Genomic DNA, 17,448 nt, shown 5'->3' on the forward strand with positions numbered 1-17,448 from the left:
TTTAGATTATTTTAGAGTTCTCTTAATTTCTTGTAATTCAAAAGCCTCAACTATATCTCCCTCTTTAATATCATTAAAGTTTTCGATTCCAAGTCCACACTCTTGTCCTACAACTACTTCTTTAGCATCATCTTTAAATCTCTTAAGTGATGATAATTTTCCTTCATACATTACGATACCATTTCTTAAAAGTCTGATGCTTGAATCATTTTTAACTTTTCCATCTACAACTATACATCCTGCTACATTTCCAACTTTAGAAACTTTAAACACTTTTTTGATCTCTATTCTTCCAAGATAGATCTCTTTATATTCAGGATCTAACATACCTGTTAAAGCTTTTTCAATATCTTCAGTTATATGGTAGATAATATTTGATGTTCTTATCTCTACACCATTTGCTTCAGCTTCTTTGATTGCTTTTGTAGTAGGTCTAACATTGAATCCTATTATAATTGCATTTGATACTTCAGCTAGTTTTACGTCACTTTCAGTTATAGCTCCTGAAGCTGCCTGTATTATATTTACTGCTACTTCACTTGTTGAAAGTTTTAATAATGATTCTCTTAAAGCATCTACAGATCCTCTTGAATCTGCTCTCAATACTAAGTTTAACTCTTTTATATTCTCGTGATCAAATTGCTCTGACAATGACTCTAGAGTGATAGTTTTCTTACTTGTTTCAGCTAATTTTCTCTCTTTAGCTACCTCTTCAACTATTCTCTTAGCATGTTGTTCATTTTGAATTACATACATAGTATCTCCTGCTTGAGGTACTTGTGTAAATCCTATAATCTCTGCTGGTTGAGATAGTTCAATTTTCTCTACTCTATCTCCTCTGTCATTTAATAGAGCTCTTACTTTACCATAAGTTTCTCCAGCTACAATAACATCTCCTATTTTTAAAGTTCCCTCTTGAACTAAAATATCTGCTATTGGTCCAACTTTTGGATCTAGTCTTGACTCTAGTACAACACCTTTAGCTCTCTTTCTTGGGTTAGCCTTTAACTCTAAAATCTCTGCTGTAATAAGTATTGTATCTAATAGATCATCTAGGTGTAATTTCTGTTTTGCTGATACTTCAACAAACTCAGTCTCTCCTCCCCACTCTACTGAAACAAGACCATGTTCCATTAACTCTTGTTTTACTCTCATAGGGTTTGCTTCTGGCTTATCTATTTTGTTTACTGCTACTATTATTGGTACATTTGCAGCTTTTGCGTGAGATAATGCCTCTATTGTTTGTGGCATAACTCCATCATCTGCAGCAACTACTAATATTGCTATATCAGTTACTTGTGCTCCTCTAGCTCTCATATCAGTAAAAGCTTCGTGTCCAGGAGTATCTACGAAAGTTATTTTCTTTCCATTTTTTACAATTTGGTATGCTCCTATTTTCTGTGTGATTCCTCCAGCTTCTCCCTGTACTACATTACTTGCTCTAATTGCATCTAGTAATGATGTTTTTCCATGGTCAACGTGTCCCATTATTGTGATTACTGGTGGTCTCTCTTGTAAATCTTCATCTCTATCCTCTAATTCAAGAGCGAATTTTTCTCCAAAATCTAATTCAATTTCCTCTTCCTGTTCAACTAATGCATCATAGTCCATAGCTATCTCTTCTACTATGTCAATAGATAGTGGGCTATTTATTGTTAACATCTGTCCTTTTAAGAAAAGTTTCTTAATTATCTCTGAACTTGATACTCCTAATCTTTCAGCGAAATCTCCTAAAGTGATCTCACCTCTGATTTTTATTATCTTCATTCCATCTTCTTCTATTGTTTCAGAACCTGCAGCCTCAACAGTTTTCATTACGAAATCTGTTCTTCTACCCTTTTTCTTTTTATTTTTCTTTCTTTTATCATCTTCACTGTTTTCAACTGTATCTTTACTGTTGTTACTTTTTTTACTTTTCTTTGCTTTTTTTGAAGTCATCTCTTCTTCAAAAATCTCGTCTTCTTCTAATAGTTTTTTATTCAAAGCTACTCCTTTTCCCCCTTTTTCATCTTTTTCTGGGGCTACTTTTCTTTCAAAATACTCTCTTACCCTCTCAATATCCTTCTCATTTACTCCTGATAAAATTGATGTAACCTCTAACTTAATCTCATCTTTTAGCAAGTTTAGAAATTCGTTACTATTTATCTCATACTCTTTTGCTAACTCATGTACTCTTTTTTTCATCAAGATACCTCCTATTTTATAGGTTAATCTATGAGTCCACGGGCCATCTTCTTACTTTTTACAGCAATTACACTAACTTCTTCTTTTCCAAAAATTTCACCAAGTTGATTTTTATTTCCAAAATATACAAATTTTATATTTAATTCTTTTGCTTTTACTAAAAGTTTTCTCTCATTTTTTTCACTTATATCTTCTGCAAGAACTAAAAAATGTGTATGTTCTATCTCTTCTAAAACCATATTCATTCCAAAAGATAAAGTTTGTGAGTTCTTCATTGCCTTCAAAATATTTAAATAGTCCTTTTCACCTTTTTTTAAGTGATTTAACATTTTCATTAAATCATCTGCACTCATTTTTATTTTTTTATGCTTAGCTAATCTTTTTAAACATTCGTGAGATTTACAAATATAGTATCCCCTACTTTGTGATCTCTGTTTCTCATCAAAACCATACCTATCTTCGCTTACTTTTGTAAGTCTAAAAAGATCTTTCTTCTCTCTTTTCTCCTTACATATAAGACAAGTTCTTTCATGAATAATAGTAGTATCCAACTTACTCTCCCTCTTCAACACTATTTGCAGTTTTAATGTCTACTCTCATTCCTGTTAATTTTGCTGCAAGTCTTGCATTTTGTCCATTTTTTCCTATTGCTAGTGATAATTGTGAATTGTCAACGATTACTCTTGCAGTGTTTTCCTCTTCAAATACATCAACACTTACAACTTTTGCTGGACTTAAAACAGCTGATACAAACTCTTCAACTGACTCTTTCCAGATAACGATATCTATCTTTTCACCATTTAGTTCATTAACTATGTTTTTAATTCTTAATCCTTTTTGACCTATACAAGCTCCAACAGTATCGATATTAGCATCTGCTGAGTAAACTGCTACTTTTGCTCTTGATCCAGCTTCTCTTGCCACTGCTTTAATCTCTATTAGACCAGAAGTGATCTCAGGAATCTCTAATTCAAATAACTTTCTTAATAGTCCTTCATGTTTTCTTGAAATTACTATTTTAGGGAATTTGTTAGTTTTTTCAACTTCTGCTAAATAAACTTTAATTCTCTCTCCAACTCTATATGTATCTGCTGGTGACTGTTCTATTGGTGGTAAAACAGCTTCTACACCATCAAACTCTATGAATACATTTTTTCTTTCGTCTATTCTTCTGATAATACCATTTATGATATCATGCTCTTTTACTTTAAATCTATCATAAACATACTCTCTCTCTGCTTCTCTTACTTTTTGAATAACGATCTGTTTTCCGTTTTGAATAGCATTTCTTCTGAACTCTTCACAGTTAACTTCTATTCTTATAACTTCTCCAATTTTTACTCTTTTCTTTATCTCTAATGCATCATCATAAGAGATTTCAACAGCAGCATCATAAAGGTCCTCAGTAGGAACTACAGTTTTTATCTCATAGATCTTAACATCTCCTGTTTCTCTATCTATTACAACCTCTACGTTCTCCTCTTCTCCATGGTTCTTTTTATACGCTGCTAATAAAGCTTGTTCAACAGTTAAAAGAAGATTTTCTTTGCTTATCCCCTTCTCTTTTTCTAACTCTTCCAAAGCTTCTAAAAATACTTTCGCATCTTTACTTTTCATTATCTACCCTCCTGAAAACTTCTTTAAAACTCATCAAATTCATAAACAAGATTAGCCTTTCTAATCTCTGTAAAAGGAATCTCTAATACTTTTTCTGCTTCTAACTCTAAAAATACTACATTGTTTTCACACTTGATTATGATACCTTCAAAGTTTTTATTATCTTCAACCTTGTGTTTTAAACTTACTTTTATCTTCTCCCCTTGAAATCTAATGAAATCCTCTATTTTCTTTAGTGGTCTTTCAATTCCTGGTGAAGAAACTTCTAAGAAAAATCTCTGCTCTATTAACTTATCTATATCTTCATCAATTTTTCCACTAATAGCAGCACAATCCTCTAGTGTTATCTCTCCATTTAAGTTCTCAACATATACTCTTACATACCAGTATCCGCCATCTTGCATATATTCTACATCTACAAGAGATAACCCCATCTCCTCTATTACGGGAGTTACAATACTCTCTATCTTCTCCACTAGCTGCTTGTCATCCAACTTTGCCATTATAATTTCACCTCTTTTCTCAATTTTTAAAACTTCTATTAAATAGGGAGTGGATATTTTCACCCACTCCCTCCTTAAAAAACTAGTTTACTACTTTATTCAAGTTATTATATCATATAATTTCTAAAAAATCAATTAATAGTATATAAAATTTGGACTTTTTTAGGTTATTTTTGTTTTTATTTTCCTTTTTTTTATATTAAATATTTATTTAATTTATACTATTTTTTATCTAATATTTTTTCTAAAATTTTTTTCTAGCTGAAAATAAGATTTAAAAAAAACCAATCTAAATATATATAATTAAATTCTTAAATGTTAACGATTCATTTTTTTAATAATTGTTGATTTTTTGTCTAAATGTTGTATATTATTATCAAAGGTTTAAATATAAAACACTTAAGGAGGAATTTTTTCATGAGAAAAAATGGGAAAAAAGTTGTTATTGGAGTCATTGGTTCAGACTGTCACGCAGTTGGAAATAAAATAATTCATCACGTTTTAGAGGTTAATGGTTTTGAAGTCATTAATGTTGGAGTTCTTTCTCCTCAATCAGATTTTATTAATGCTGCTGTTGAAACTAACGCTGATGCAATAATCGTTTCTTCTCTTTATGGACATGGTGAATTAGATTGCCAAGGAATGAGAGAAAAATGTAAAGAGGCTGGATTAGATAATATCCTCCTTTATGTTGGTGGTAATATTGTGGTTGGAAAACAGGTTTGGGAAGATGTTGAAAAGAGATTTAAAGCAATGGGATTTGACAAAGTATATAAGCCTGGTACTCCTATCGAAGATACAACTGAGGATCTAAAAAAAGATTTAGGACTTATTTAACCTAATTAAAGAGAGTGATATTATGAATGTTTACTTAGCTATTGATTTTGGAAGTACATATACTAAATTGACAGCTATTGATCTTGATAATGAGACTATCCTAGCTACTGCAAAGGATATCACTACCATTGAAGATAACATAATGGTTGGCTTTAATAAAGCCTTTGAAAAATTAAAATTTGAAATTAATAAAATAGTTGATTTTAACTCTATAAACTTTGTTAATAAGACTGCTTGCTCCTCTGCAGCTGGTGGTTTAAAGATGATAGCTATCGGTTTAGTTCCAGAACTCACTACTGAGGCTGCTAAAAAATCTGCCCTAGGTGCTGGTGCTAGAGTTATAAAGACATATGCATATGAACTAAATCACAAGGAGTTGGAAGAGATTCTTAACACTCCATTGGATATCATTCTACTTGCTGGTGGAACTGATGGTGGAAATAAAGAGTGTATCATTCACAATGCTAAGATGTTAGCTGAGCACAATGTTAAAATCCCTATTGTAGTAGCAGGTAACAAATCAGCTATTGATGAGATTGAAAGTGTTTTTAATCAAGCTGGACTTGATTATTATATCACTGAAAATGTTATGCCTTTCTTCAATAAATTGAACGTGGATCCTTCTCGAGAGGAGATCAGAAAAGTTTTTATGAGTCGAATTGTAGAAGCTAAGGGTATGAAAAGTGCTGAAGAGTTTATTCAGGGAATTTTGATGCCTACTCCTGCTGCTGTTTTAAAAGCTGCTGAAATCTTAGCTAAAGGAACTAACAATGAAGAGGGATTAGGAGATCTAATAGTTGTAGATATCGGTGGTGCTACTACTGATATACACTCTATTGCCAAAGGTGAGCCCACTAAGCCATCTATGATAATTAAAGGGCTTATAGAACCTTACGCTAAGAGAACTGTTGAGGGAGATTTGGGAATGAGATACTCAGCTCTAGCTCTATTGGAAGCTTCTGGTGAGAATAAAATAAAACATTATCTAGATTCCTCACTAAAAGATATAGATATAAATAAAAGTTGTCAATATAGACACGATCATATAAAGATGACACCACAGACAGATGAAGAGTTCAAATTTGATGAAGCTATGGCAAAAGTAGCTACTGAATTGGCAATGACTAGACATTGTGGTGAGTTAGAGTGTGTATACACTCCAATGGGAACTATGTTTAACTTAACAGGAAAGGATCTTACTGAAACACCTTATGTTATTGGAACAGGAGGGGTTATAGTCCACAGTGAAAATCCTTCGAAAATTTTGGAGTCAGGTAATTTTAAAGAGGATGATCCAATCCATCTAAAACCTGTAAATCCTAAATTTTTAATCGATAAAAGTTACATCTTATCAGCTATGGGATTGCTTGCTCAAGAGTATCCAAATATAGCTATTAGAATAATGAAAAAATATTTAGTCAAAGTTTAAGTTCTAATTTTAGGAATAATAAGGAGGATTAATTACATATGAAGTTGAGATTTAGTAAGTGGACTGAAGATGAGTTCTTTGAAATAAGAAAGGAAGTTTTAAGTACTTGGCCTACAGGAAAAGATGTAGATTTAGAAGAGGCAGTTAGATACCATAAATCATTGCCTGAATCAAAAAATTTCTCTAAAAAGTTACTTAATGCTAAAAATGAAGGTATTACATTGGCTCAACCAAGAGCTGGAGTTGCTCTAATAGATCAACATATAGAGCTTTTAAATTTCTTAGATAGCGAAGGAGGAGCAGATCTACTTCCTTCTACTATAGATTCTTACACTAGACAAAATAAATATGAAAACTGTGAAAAAGGTATTGAGGAGTCTAAAAAAGCTGGTAGATCTCTTTTAAATGGTTTTCCTGGTGTCAATCACGGAGTTAGTGGATGTAGAAGAGTGGTTGAAGCTACAAATCTACCTCTACAATTAAGACACGGTACTCCTGATGCTAGACTTCTTTCAGAGATTATGCTTGCTGCTGGTTTTACATCTGATGAAGGTGGTGGAATTAGCTATAACGTTCCTTATGCTAAATCTGTATCAATTGAAAAAACTCTTATGTATTGGCAATATGTTGATAGACTTGTTGGTTGGTATGAAGAGCATGGTGTCTCTATCAATAGAGAGCCATTTGGACCTTTAACTGGAACTTTAGTTCCTCCTTCAATGTCAAATGCTATTGGGATACTTGAAGGATTAATGGCTGCTGAACAGGGGGTTAAAAATCTTACTTTAGGATATGGTCAGTGTGGAAATCTAATTCAAGACGTAGCTGCTGTAAGAGCTCTAGAATCACAAGCTCAAGAGTACTTCAAAAATTTTGGTTACGAAGATGTACAGTTGACAACAGTATTCCATCAATGGATGGGAGGTTTCCCAGAAGATGAGGCTAAAGCCTTTGGAGTAATCTCTAACGGTGCCACTGCTGCAGCTCTTTCTGGAGCTACAAAGGTCATTGTTAAAACCCCACACGAAGCTATTGGAGTACCTACTAAAGAGGCTAATGCTGCTGGTATTAGAGCTACAAAAATGGTTCTTAACTTACTTAAAGGACAACAGTTATCATCTTCTCCAGAATTAGAAAAAGAGATTGAAATTATAAAAGCTGAAACAAAATGTATCCTAGATAAGGTATTTGAATTAGGAGATGGAGATTGGGCTATTGGAATTGTTAAAGCTTTTGAACAAGGTGTTTTAGATGTTCCATTTGCTCCTTCTATATACAATGCTGGAAAAATGATGCCAGCTAGAGATAATGTTGGAAAAGTAAGATATCTATCTCTTGGAAATGTTCCATTAAGCAAGGAGTTAGCTGAATTTAACTTAGCACAATTGGAAGAAAGAGGAAGATTTGAAGGAAGACCAGTAACTTTCCAAATGACAGTAGATGATATCTTTGCTGTTGGTAAAGGAACTTTAATTGGAAGACCTGAAAAATAAAGTTAGTTTAAAATTTATCTATTAAAGAGTAGGAGGAATATATTATGAAAATTATAGATGTTGTTTGTTCTGCAGGAAAAACAGGTTTCTACTTTGATGACCAAAGAGCTATAAAATTAGGAGCTAAACATGACGGAATGTTTTATCTTGGAGATTCTGTTACTTCAGGATTTGAGAGTATTAGACAATCTGGAGAATCTATCTCTGTACAATTGATTTTGGAAGATGGACAAGTTGCTTTTGGAGATTGTGCTGCTGTTCAATATTCTGGAGCTGGTGGAAGAGATCCTCTATTTCTAGCAAAAGATTTTATCCCAGTTATTGAAAATGAAATAGCACCTAAACTAATAGGTAGAGAATTAGATAATTTTAAATCTTTAGCTGAAGAGTTTGACTCAATGAGTATCGATGGAAAAAGATTACATACAGCTATCAGATATGGAATAACTCAAGCTCTTTTAGATGCTGTAGCTAAAGCTAGAAAGGTTACTATGGCTGAAGTAATTCAAGCTGATTATAATACAGGGATCGAAATTTCAAAAAGACCTATATTCACTCAATCTGGTGATGATAGATATATAAATGCTGACAAAATGATAATCAAGGGAGCTGATGTACTTCCTCACGCTCTAATCAATAATGTTAAGGAAAAATTAGGTGAAAGAGGAGAGATATTGCTTGATTATGTAAAATGGTTGAGAGATAGAATAATTGCTAAGAGAGTTAACCCTGAATACTACCCTATATTCCATATAGATGTATATGGAACTATTGGTGCAGCATTTGATTGTGACACTACAAAAATGGCAGATTATATCTCTACATTAGTAGAAGCTGCTAAACCATTTAAATTAAGAATTGAAGGTCCTATGGACGTTGAAGATAGAGATAAACAGATTGAAGCTCTAGCTGCCCTAACAGCAGAAGTTGATAGAAGAGGTATTGAGGTAGAGTTAGTTGCAGATGAATGGTGTAACACTCTAGAGGATATTAAACTTTTTGCTGATAAAAAAGCTGGTCACGTAGTTCAAATAAAAACTCCAGATTTAGGTGGAGTAAATAATATAGCTGATGCTATACTTTACTGCAATAAAGTGGGAATAGGTTCTTACTGTGGTGGAACTTGTAACGAAACTAACAGATCAGCTGAGATAACAACAAATATTGGAATGGCTTGTGGAGCTTTACAAGTACTTGCTAAACCTGGAATGGGTGTTGATGAAGGATTTATGATAGTTTTCAATGAGATGGCAAGAGTGGAAGCCCTAGTAAATAGAAGAGCAAAAAAATAGTATTTTTAATAGAGAATTTTAGTAAGAAGGTGGTTTGTTACTACCTTCTTATCTTTATAATATTTTGAGGTGAAACAATGACTATAAATAAAATAAGTAGATGTGGAACATTGGAATCTAATGATATCTTTATAATTCTTGCTCCTGGAGAAAATGGTATAGAGATCGAGTTAGAAAGCAGTGTTGAAAAGCAATTTGGAAATCATATAAAAAAAGTTATCACTGAAAAACTTTTGGATCTTGGAGTTAAAAATGTTCAAGTTCAAGCACAGGATAAAGGGGCTCTTGATTTCACTATCAGAGCACGTATTGAAACTGCTGTAAATAGAGGACTTGCAAAATAAGGAGTGATTTGTTGTGAAATTGAGAAGAACTATGTTATTTATGCCAGGAAACAATCCTGGTATGTTACAAACAGCCACTGTCTTTGGGGCAGATGCTGTAATCTTTGATTTGGAAGATGCTGTTGCTCTTGGGGAAAAAGATGCAGCCAGAGTCCTAATCAGTGAAGCTTTAAAAACTATAAACTATGATGATATTGAAGTAGTTGTCAGAATAAATCCTCTATCTACATCTTTTGCTGAAAAAGATATTGATGTAATTGCTAGACTAAAACCTGATGCTATACTTCTGCCTAAAGCTTGTCCCGAAGACATTACTGTTTTAGATAAAAAATTAACAAAAATAGAGAGTGAAGAGGGGATGGAAAATGGAACTATTAAGATACACCCCTTAGTTGAAACAACTTATGGAGTTGAAAAAGTATATGAAACAATCAAAGCTAGTCCTAGAGTTATCTCTGTCCTACTTGGTGGAGAGGATCTAGCTGTAGATCTTGGAGTTAAGAGAACAAAAACTTCAGATGAATTACTCTATGCTAGAACAAAGATTGTAAACGCTTGTAAAGCTTGTAAAGTTGATGCTATAGATACTCCCTTCACTGATACCAATGATCAAGATGGACTTTTAGCAGATACTTTAAAAGCAAAGACACTTGGTTTCACTGGAAAATTGAGCATAAATCCTAGACAGATTGATATTATTCATAAGGCTTATGCTCCTTCTGAATCAGAGATCAATTATGCTCAAAGAGTTATCTCAGCCAAAGAAGAGGCTGAAAAAGAGGGGCTTGGTGTGTTCTCTTTAGATGGAAAAATGGTGGATCTTCCTATCATCACTCGGGCTATACAAACTTTAGACACAGCTAAATTAATGGGGCTTATTGATTAATTTTAAAGGGGGATGTTTTTGATGAAAAATATTTTAGGAAGAGAGATTCCTGATTTTATAGATGGATATGGAGAAGTTACTCATTATGATGGATACCTAAAAAAAAGAGATGGTGAAATTAAAAGAAACCATACCTTCAAGGTTGCAACGCCTGAAACTAACAAACTTTTTTATGATTTAAACAGTTTACTAGATCAACTTCCATTAAAAGATGGTATGAAAATCTCATTTCATCATCACTTAAGAAATGGAGATTACGTTTTAAATTTTGTAATGGAAGAGATAGCTAAAAGAGGATATAAAGATATCACTTTGATGGCAAGTTCTATCTTCCCTTGTCATAAACCACTTGTAGAATACATTGAAAACAAAGTTATTACACAGATATATGCTGGATATATTTCAGGACCTGTAGCTCAAGCTATATCTGATGGAAAATTAGAAAAACCTGCTGTTATGCATACTCATGGTGGAAGAGCTAGAATTATGGAGAGTGGTGAAGTTGAAATTGATATCGCCTTTGTTGCTGCTCCTACATCTGATGAATATGGAAATATCAATGGGGTAGATGGAAAATCAGCCTGTGGTGCTTTGGGATATGCTCACTCTGATGTAGAAAATGCAAATATAGTTGTGGCTATAACTGATAATTTGGTTGAGTTTCCAAATACAACTATTGAAATCAATCAAACTCTTATTGACTATGTCCTTGTAGTTGATGCTATTGGTGACCCAAAAGGAATTGTCTCTGGAACAACACAGATTACTAAAAATCCAATTGGACTTAAGATTGCTGATCTAGCTGCTAAATTTATTGAGCAGTCTGGATATTTAAAAGATGGAATGAGTTTTCAAACTGGAGCTGGTGGGATCTCCCTTGCAGTTGCTGCTGAAATTAAAAACCTTATGAAAAGTAAAAATATAGTTGGTAGCTTTGCTTCTGGTGGAATTACTGGTTATATTGTTGATATGTACAAAGAGGGGTTATTTAAAGCTCTATTTGATGTGCAATGTTTTGATTTAAATGCAATCAAATCAGCTAAAGAAAATCCTAACCATATAAAAATGTCAGCCTCTATGTATGCTAATGTAAATAATAAAGGGGCGATTGTCAATAAATTAGATGTGGTAATCCTTGGAGCAACTGAGATGGATACAAATTTCAATGTCAATGTTACTACAGGATCTGATGGAGTGATTATGGGAGGATCTGGAGGTCATAGTGACACTGCTGCAGGTTCAAAACTTTGTATCATAGTTTCTCAGCTTGTCAATGCTAGAATCTCTGTTGTAAAAGATAGAATAACTACTATTACTACTCCTGGTGAAACTGTTGATGTTTTAGTTACTGAAAGAGGTATAGCTATAAACCCATTGAGAAAAGATCTAGTTGAGAGATTTAAAAACTCTAAGCTTCCTATAAAAACTATTGAAGAGTTAAAAGAGATTGCTGAAAATATGACTGGAAAAGAGGAGCCATTAGAGTTTGAAGATAAAATAGTTGCTCTTGTACAATATAGAGATGGTTCTATACTTGATGTTATAAAACAGATAAAAAGATAGTGTTTTTCATTATTTTGTAATTAATTTCATTATTTTATTGACAATATTTGGAAAAATAGATAAAATACTCCTTGTATTTAAATTTTATATTAAGGAGAGTTAAATGAAAGAAATTAATTATGTTAAACACGAAGTTGCAGATCCTTCTGCACTAGGACTTTTTGGACTTGCAATTGTAACTTTAGTTGCATCAGCTAATAAGTTTGGAATTGTTAGTGGAGTATCTTTAGTGGTACCTTGGGCTGTATTTTTAGGAGCTTTTGTTCAACTTATTGCATGTTTAAATGATATTAAACATGGTAATGTTTTTGGTACTACTGCTTTTGGTGGATATGCCTTTTTCTGGTTTGGTATGGCTATGAGCTGGATGATTCAATTGGGAGTTTTTGGAGAAGGAATGAAAGCTGCAGCTGATCCTAAAGCTTTTGCATTTGTATTTTTAGGTTATTTAATTTTCACAATATATATGACTATTGGAGCAATAGAAACTAATAAAACTCTATTAATTATCTTTATTTTTATAGATCTTTTATTTTTAGGGTTAACTCTTTCTTCTTTAGGAATAGCTTATCACGCTACACACCTATTAGCTGCAATAGCTGAATTATCAATAGCTTTATTCTCTTTCTATGGTTCAGCAGCAAATGTTTTAAATAAAACTTTTGGTAGAGAGTTTTTACCTTTAGGTAAACCTTTAGGAATACTAAAAAAATAAATCTTGATTTTTTTAGTATTTAATGATATAATAATTTGAAAATTAAAATGTAACCCATCAAGAGAGATTGAGGGACTGGCCCTATGACATCTCAGCAACCTGCTTTTTAAGTGTGGTGCTAACTCCTGGTAGATGGCTGAGAATATAGGTCTGAACTTTATTCCCTTCATCTCCTAGGTGAAGGGATTTTTTTATAGTATTTTGTTTAATTTTAGGAGGGAAATTTAATGAAAAATTTAACTTATTTCACATCTGAATTTGTATCACCTGGTCACCCTGATAAAGTATCTGACCAAATATCTGATGCTGTATTAGATGCTTGTCTTGCTGATGATCCTAATTCTAGAGTAGCATGTGAAGTTTTTTGTACTACTGGTCAAGTTATAGTTGGTGGAGAGATAACTACTTCTACATACATTGATATTCAAGATATCGTTAGAAGTAAAATTGATGAAATCGGATATAAAGAGGGAATGGGATTTGACTCTAACTGTGGTGTTTTAAATGCTATACACTCTCAATCTCCTGATATTGCTATGGGTGTAGATGTTGGTGGAGCTGGAGACCAAGGAATAATGTTTGGAGGAGCAGTTAAGGAAACTCCTGAATTAATGCCTTTAGCTCTAGTTTTAGCAAGAGAGATCCTAGTTAAATTAACTAGAATGACTAGAAGTAAAGAGCTTAACTGGGCAAGACCTGATGCTAAGTCACAAGTTACTTTAGCTTATGATGAAAATGGTAAAATTGCTCACGTTGATACAATAGTTCTTTCTGTACAACACAATCCTGATGTAACTCAAGAGCAAATAAAATCTGATGTTATTGAAAAAGTTATAAAACCTGTATTAGAGTCATATAACTTAAATCCAGCTGATGTTAAAAAATATCACATCAATCCTACTGGAAGATTTGTAATCGGAGGACCTCACGGAGATACTGGACTTACAGGTAGAAAAATAATAGTTGATACTTATGGAGGATACTTTAGACATGGTGGAGGAGCTTTCTCTGGTAAAGACCCTTCAAAAGTTGACAGATCTGCAGCATATGCAGCTAGATGGGTAGCTAAAAACATAGTAGCTGCTGACTTAGCTGATAAGTGTGAAGTTCAATTATCTTATGCAATAGGTGTAGTAGAACCTACTTCTGTAAAGGTAGATACATTTGGAACAGGAAAAGTTAGCGAAATTGAGTTAGCAGAAGCTGTAAAAAATGTATTTGACTTAACTCCAAGAGGAATTGAAAAATCTCTAGAATTAAGAAGTGGAAAATTTAAATACCAAGATCTAGCAGCATTTGGACATATTGGAAGAACTGATCTAGATATTCCTTGGGAAAAAACTAGCAAAGTTGAAGAGTTAAAAAAAGCTTTAAATAGATAGTTTAGTATAGAAGTTATAAGGGCTAAGTTCTTATAACTTCTTTTTAATTTCTAAAAAAATAAAAAGAAATTTTAATTTTTTCTTGACTTTTAAATTAAAAAATAGTATTCTAAATACATAAGTTTTAATTTAATCCCATTTTAGATAATATTGGAGGCAGAGATGAAGATTTTTTCAATAAAATATACTGCACAATTTAATAATAATAATAATATGTCGAGGTTTGGACTTAAGTAGATTTTTCTACTTGTGGTACAAATCCTTTTTCACTTAAACGATTTGTACCCGACCTTGTTTGTAAAGATAAGCCATTCGGGTACACCGAATGGCTTTTTATTTTATATAATAATTTTTAAGGAGTGATAAAAATGATTAAACAATATGATTGTAAATTAAATCTATTTGAAACTGAAGTTGCCATAAAAAAAGTAAAAGACTTTTTTGAGAGAGCCTTAGCTTATGAATTAAATCTAACTAGGGTTTCTGCCCCTCTATATGTTAGAAAATCTTCTGGATTAAATGATGACTTAAGTGGAATTGAAAGACCTGTTAACTTTGACACTCACTGGGATAAAGAGGAGGAGTATCAAATTATTCACTCTCTAGCTAAATGGAAAAGAATGGCTTTAAAAAGATATGAATTTCCTGTTCACACTGGATTATATACTGATATGAATGCTATTAGAAGAGATGAGGATTTAGATAATATCCACTCTATGTATGTTGACCAATGGGACTGGGAGCTTATAATAAACAAAGAGGAGAGAACTACAAAAACTTTAAAAGATATTGTTAGTAATATATATAAAGCTCTTAGAAAAACAGAGGAGTTTATCAATAGAGAGTATCCTGTATTCTCAACTAAACTTCCTGAAAATATATTCTTCATAACTTCACAAGAGCTAGAAGATGCATATCCTGAACTTACACCTAAAGAGAGAGAGAATGCTATCTGTGAAAAATATAAAGCTGTATTTATATCTCAAATTGGTAAAACTTTAAAATCTGGAAAAAAACATGATGGAAGAGCTCCTGACTATGATGACTGGGAATTAAATGGTGATATCTTAGTATGGAACCCTATATTAGAGCAAGGTTTTGAACTATCTTCTATGGGAATCAGAGTTAGTGAAGAGACTCTTCAATTACAACTTAAACTTGATGGAAAAGAGGAGAGAAAAGAACTTCCATTCCATAAATCTCTACTTGCAAAAGAGCTTCCATATACAGTTGGAGGAGGAATTGGTCAATCTAGAATATGTATGTTCTTCTTAGAAAAACTTCATATTGGAGAGGTTCAAGCTTCTATTTGGCCTGAAGAGATGGTAGCAGAGTTTGCTAAAATCGGAGCTCACTTCCTATAATATATAAAAAACAATAAGAGGTTAAATAACTGTATATTTAGCCTCTTTAATTTTTTATTTAATATTAAATTCAATATTTAAAACATCTTTTAAATATTCTAATAAATATGTTAAATTACTTTGAACTTTCATTATATTTTCTTCTTTAAAAATACCTTTATTTAATCCTTTTTTCAAATAATAAAGATTATTTTCTTTAAATTTTTTCTTAGCTATTGTATAGATAGCTCCCTTAGCTACTAATCTTTGGTAAATATCCTCTTTACCTTTAGATTTGCCACTATATCCCAATTCAGAAGCTAAATCATTCACTTTATAAGGTAATGTTGCTATTTGCCAAGTTTCAATATTTTTATATGTTAAAAATATATTATTTTTTATATTTAATTTTTCTAATAAAGTAATCAAATCAAATAATTTTTCTTTTTCTCCTGTATGAGCACTTGCTCTATCTAAATCAGCTATTATTATAACTATATCATATAAAGACTTATTTTTATTAAGCTCTCTAGTAAAAGCAAAATATCCTCCTCCATTAATATTATCAATATCTAAATGAAGTGAATATCCTTCATCTTTTAACAATTCTTTAAAATAAAATTTTTCTGTAGCTCCTTCTACAAGAAATTTAATTCTTATTAATGGTTCTCTAGTTCCTCTTTTATCTATTCTCTTCTTAGCCATTTATACCACCATATTTTCCTTTTAGAAAATCATGATATAAATTTTCTTTTTCACTTCTTATTTTAAATTCTGATAAAGAGTATAATTCTGATGATAAATTCTCTTTTTTATTTACAATATATATCTGTTGAGGTTCAAAAATATTATTATCAAAAAGGAAAAGGTTATGTGAAGTAACTATTAATTGTCCATTTATATTATTATCTACATTAATAAAATTATTAAATAATTTAATTAAAGAAATAGTACTGATAGAAGAATCTAATTCATCAATTATAATAGTTTTACCCTCATAAACTTCTAATAAATCAAGCATTAAGTTTATTATCTTTCTTATTCCTTCAGATTCATTTCCTAAATAAAATTTATTTTTACTTCTTTCTCTTAAAAAGTACATATCATATACAATCTCATTATTAGCAGTTCCAAGCTTTTCAAATTTTAAATCTTCAATAGTATAGTCTAATAATTTTATAATTTGTAACACTTCTTCTTTTTTATCTTCCAATCTTAATTTTATATTTTCATTAATAAGATTTGGAGTATCTTTAGCTTCATAATTTATTCCTTTATTTCTTTTGATTTTTACATTTTCTAAAGATAAAATAAAATTATTAATTTCTTCTAATTGAAAATCTCTTAATTTTTTTAAAATAGTTTCTGTTGATATGATAGAAAAAATTTTATTAACTTCTTTAGGAAGTTTTTTAGAAAAAAGAGTATCATTTTTAAACTCATAGATTATCTTATCATTACACTCTAATTTTTCATATATTAGATTTTCTTTATTAAATTCAATAGAGTAATCATATGTATTTTCTTTTTTATCTAAAATTCCAATTTCAAATTTAATAGTATTAGAATCATAATTTAAATTTTTTTCATTAAAATCTTTAGGAAGATTTATTCCATTAAAAATAATATCTTTTAACCTCTCTAAACCTAATATAAGATTTGTTTTTCCAGAAGCATTAGCTCCAAATATAATAGCTGATTTCATTACTCTATTAGTTTTATCTATATAAAAATTTTTTTCATATTTAGTATTTTTTAATCTAGTACCTAAATAAGCTGTTAAAAATAAATCTTGTATTTCTTTAAAAGAACAAAATCCACCAACTGAAAAATATAATAACATATCTTCCTCCTATTTAT

Annotated in this window: 16 protein-coding genes and 1 riboswitch; of the genes, 10 read left to right on the top strand and 6 right to left on the bottom strand. The window is 31.4% G+C overall.

Annotation, left to right across the window (positions count from 1 at the left end):
• Nucleotides 1-6: 6 nt before the first annotated feature.
• Genes infB through rimP form a run of 4 tightly spaced genes read right to left on the bottom strand, consistent with a single transcriptional unit; the run spans nucleotide 7 to nucleotide 4,304 of the window.
• On the bottom strand, nucleotides 7-2,184 hold the full coding sequence (gene infB, locus ABNK64_RS00300) for a translation initiation factor IF-2 (protein ID WP_291256367.1): 2,178 nt from the start codon (nucleotides 2,182-2,184) through the stop codon (nucleotides 7-9).
• 23 nt (nucleotides 2,185-2,207) lie between these two features.
• Entirely contained in the window at nucleotides 2,208-2,735 is a 528-nt protein-coding gene (locus ABNK64_RS00305) for a DUF448 domain-containing protein (RefSeq protein WP_349763111.1), read from the bottom strand.
• Nucleotide 2,736: 1 nt separating this feature from the next.
• Entirely contained in the window at nucleotides 2,737-3,801 is a 1,065-nt protein-coding gene (nusA, locus tag ABNK64_RS00310) for a transcription termination factor NusA (protein WP_349763112.1), read from the bottom strand.
• A gap of 23 nt (nucleotides 3,802-3,824) precedes the next feature.
• A complete protein-coding gene (gene rimP, locus ABNK64_RS00315) occupies nucleotides 3,825-4,304 on the bottom strand; it encodes a ribosome maturation factor RimP (RefSeq protein WP_291256370.1) in 480 nt (159 codons plus the stop codon).
• Between the two features lie 417 nt (nucleotides 4,305-4,721).
• On the opposite strand from rimP, the gene glmS reads away from it, so the two are divergent.
• The 10 genes from glmS (at nucleotide 4,722) to asnA (ending at nucleotide 15,609) form a co-directional block, all read left to right on the top strand.
• Nucleotides 4,722-5,141 carry a methylaspartate mutase subunit S gene (gene glmS / locus ABNK64_RS00320; protein WP_291258828.1) on the top strand — a complete coding sequence of 140 codons (420 nt, stop codon included), beginning with the start codon at nucleotides 4,722-4,724 and terminating at the stop codon, nucleotides 5,139-5,141.
• Between the two features lie 22 nt (nucleotides 5,142-5,163).
• Nucleotides 5,164-6,570: a methylaspartate mutase accessory protein GlmL gene (glmL, locus tag ABNK64_RS00325; RefSeq protein ID WP_349763113.1), complete on the top strand. Its 1,407-nt coding sequence runs from the start codon at nucleotides 5,164-5,166 to the stop codon at nucleotides 6,568-6,570.
• A gap of 38 nt (nucleotides 6,571-6,608) precedes the next feature.
• The gene (locus tag ABNK64_RS00330) at nucleotides 6,609-8,063 is read left to right on the top strand and encodes a methylaspartate mutase subunit E (protein WP_349763114.1); all 1,455 of its coding nucleotides are present in this window, start codon (nucleotides 6,609-6,611) and stop codon (nucleotides 8,061-8,063) included.
• A 44-nt stretch (nucleotides 8,064-8,107) separates the two neighbouring features.
• A complete protein-coding gene (locus tag ABNK64_RS00335) occupies nucleotides 8,108-9,355 on the top strand; it encodes a methylaspartate ammonia-lyase (RefSeq protein ID WP_349763115.1) in 1,248 nt (415 codons plus the stop codon).
• Between the two features lie 77 nt (nucleotides 9,356-9,432).
• Complete coding sequence (gene citD, locus ABNK64_RS00340; protein WP_291256375.1) at nucleotides 9,433-9,699, top strand: citrate lyase acyl carrier protein; 267 nt, start codon at nucleotides 9,433-9,435, stop codon at nucleotides 9,697-9,699.
• Nucleotides 9,700-9,712: 13 nt separating this feature from the next.
• The gene (locus tag ABNK64_RS00345; RefSeq protein ID WP_291256376.1) at nucleotides 9,713-10,585 is read left to right on the top strand and encodes an HpcH/HpaI aldolase/citrate lyase family protein; all 873 of its coding nucleotides are present in this window, start codon (nucleotides 9,713-9,715) and stop codon (nucleotides 10,583-10,585) included.
• Between the two features lie 21 nt (nucleotides 10,586-10,606).
• Nucleotides 10,607-12,148 carry a citrate lyase subunit alpha gene (gene citF, locus ABNK64_RS00350; RefSeq protein ID WP_349763116.1) on the top strand — a complete coding sequence of 514 codons (1,542 nt, stop codon included), beginning with the start codon at nucleotides 10,607-10,609 and terminating at the stop codon, nucleotides 12,146-12,148.
• A 103-nt stretch (nucleotides 12,149-12,251) separates the two neighbouring features.
• The gene (locus tag ABNK64_RS00355; protein WP_291256378.1) at nucleotides 12,252-12,863 is read left to right on the top strand and encodes an acetate uptake transporter; all 612 of its coding nucleotides are present in this window, start codon (nucleotides 12,252-12,254) and stop codon (nucleotides 12,861-12,863) included.
• Nucleotides 12,864-12,914: 51 nt separating this feature from the next.
• Nucleotides 12,915-13,002, top strand: a riboswitch (SAM riboswitch).
• An 88-nt stretch (nucleotides 13,003-13,090) separates the two neighbouring features.
• Complete coding sequence (gene metK, locus ABNK64_RS00360) at nucleotides 13,091-14,245, top strand: methionine adenosyltransferase (RefSeq protein WP_300340578.1); 1,155 nt, start codon at nucleotides 13,091-13,093, stop codon at nucleotides 14,243-14,245.
• Nucleotides 14,246-14,613: 368 nt separating this feature from the next.
• On the top strand, nucleotides 14,614-15,609 hold the full coding sequence (gene asnA, locus ABNK64_RS00365) for an aspartate--ammonia ligase (protein ID WP_291256380.1): 996 nt from the start codon (nucleotides 14,614-14,616) through the stop codon (nucleotides 15,607-15,609).
• Nucleotides 15,610-15,663: 54 nt separating this feature from the next.
• Here the strand turns inward: asnA and ABNK64_RS00370 are convergent, their stop codons facing one another.
• Together ABNK64_RS00370 and ABNK64_RS00375 are read right to left on the bottom strand one after the other, a co-directional pair.
• Nucleotides 15,664-16,293, bottom strand: a complete 630-nt coding sequence (locus ABNK64_RS00370; RefSeq protein ID WP_349763117.1) for a hypothetical protein — start codon at nucleotides 16,291-16,293, stop codon at nucleotides 15,664-15,666.
• Entirely contained in the window at nucleotides 16,286-17,431 is a 1,146-nt protein-coding gene (locus ABNK64_RS00375; RefSeq protein WP_291256382.1) for an AAA family ATPase, read from the bottom strand. The genes ABNK64_RS00370 and ABNK64_RS00375 overlap by 8 nt, the downstream gene beginning before the upstream one ends.
• Nucleotides 17,432-17,448 lie beyond the last annotated feature (17 nt).

This window comes from Fusobacterium sp. SYSU M8D902 (genome assembly GCF_040199715.1).
In the GTDB taxonomy this organism is placed as follows: Bacteria; Fusobacteriota; Fusobacteriia; order Fusobacteriales; family Fusobacteriaceae; genus Fusobacterium_A.

Excerpts from the sequence above, each read along its gene's own strand:
- ABNK64_RS00370 (WP_349763117.1), bottom strand. The coding sequence starts at position 16,293 with ATGGCTAAGAAGAGAATAGATAAAAGAGGAACTAGAGAACCATTAATA.
- citF (WP_349763116.1), top strand. The coding sequence starts at position 10,607 with ATGAAAAATATTTTAGGAAGAGAGATTCCTGATTTTATAGATGGATAT.
- citD (WP_291256375.1), top strand. The coding sequence starts at position 9,433 with ATGACTATAAATAAAATAAGTAGATGTGGAACATTGGAATCTAATGAT.
- nusA (WP_349763112.1), bottom strand. The coding sequence starts at position 3,801 with ATGAAAAGTAAAGATGCGAAAGTATTTTTAGAAGCTTTGGAAGAGTTA.
- rimP (WP_291256370.1), bottom strand. The coding sequence starts at position 4,304 with ATGGCAAAGTTGGATGACAAGCAGCTAGTGGAGAAGATAGAGAGTATT.
- glmS (WP_291258828.1), top strand. The coding sequence starts at position 4,722 with ATGAGAAAAAATGGGAAAAAAGTTGTTATTGGAGTCATTGGTTCAGAC.
- ABNK64_RS00335 (WP_349763115.1), top strand. The coding sequence starts at position 8,108 with ATGAAAATTATAGATGTTGTTTGTTCTGCAGGAAAAACAGGTTTCTAC.
- ABNK64_RS00375 (WP_291256382.1), bottom strand. The coding sequence starts at position 17,431 with ATGTTATTATATTTTTCAGTTGGTGGATTTTGTTCTTTTAAAGAAATA.
- asnA (WP_291256380.1), top strand. The coding sequence starts at position 14,614 with ATGATTAAACAATATGATTGTAAATTAAATCTATTTGAAACTGAAGTT.
- ABNK64_RS00330 (WP_349763114.1), top strand. The coding sequence starts at position 6,609 with ATGAAGTTGAGATTTAGTAAGTGGACTGAAGATGAGTTCTTTGAAATA.
- ABNK64_RS00355 (WP_291256378.1), top strand. The coding sequence starts at position 12,252 with ATGAAAGAAATTAATTATGTTAAACACGAAGTTGCAGATCCTTCTGCA.
- glmL (WP_349763113.1), top strand. The coding sequence starts at position 5,164 with ATGAATGTTTACTTAGCTATTGATTTTGGAAGTACATATACTAAATTG.
- infB (WP_291256367.1), bottom strand. The coding sequence starts at position 2,184 with ATGAAAAAAAGAGTACATGAGTTAGCAAAAGAGTATGAGATAAATAGT.
- metK (WP_300340578.1), top strand. The coding sequence starts at position 13,091 with ATGAAAAATTTAACTTATTTCACATCTGAATTTGTATCACCTGGTCAC.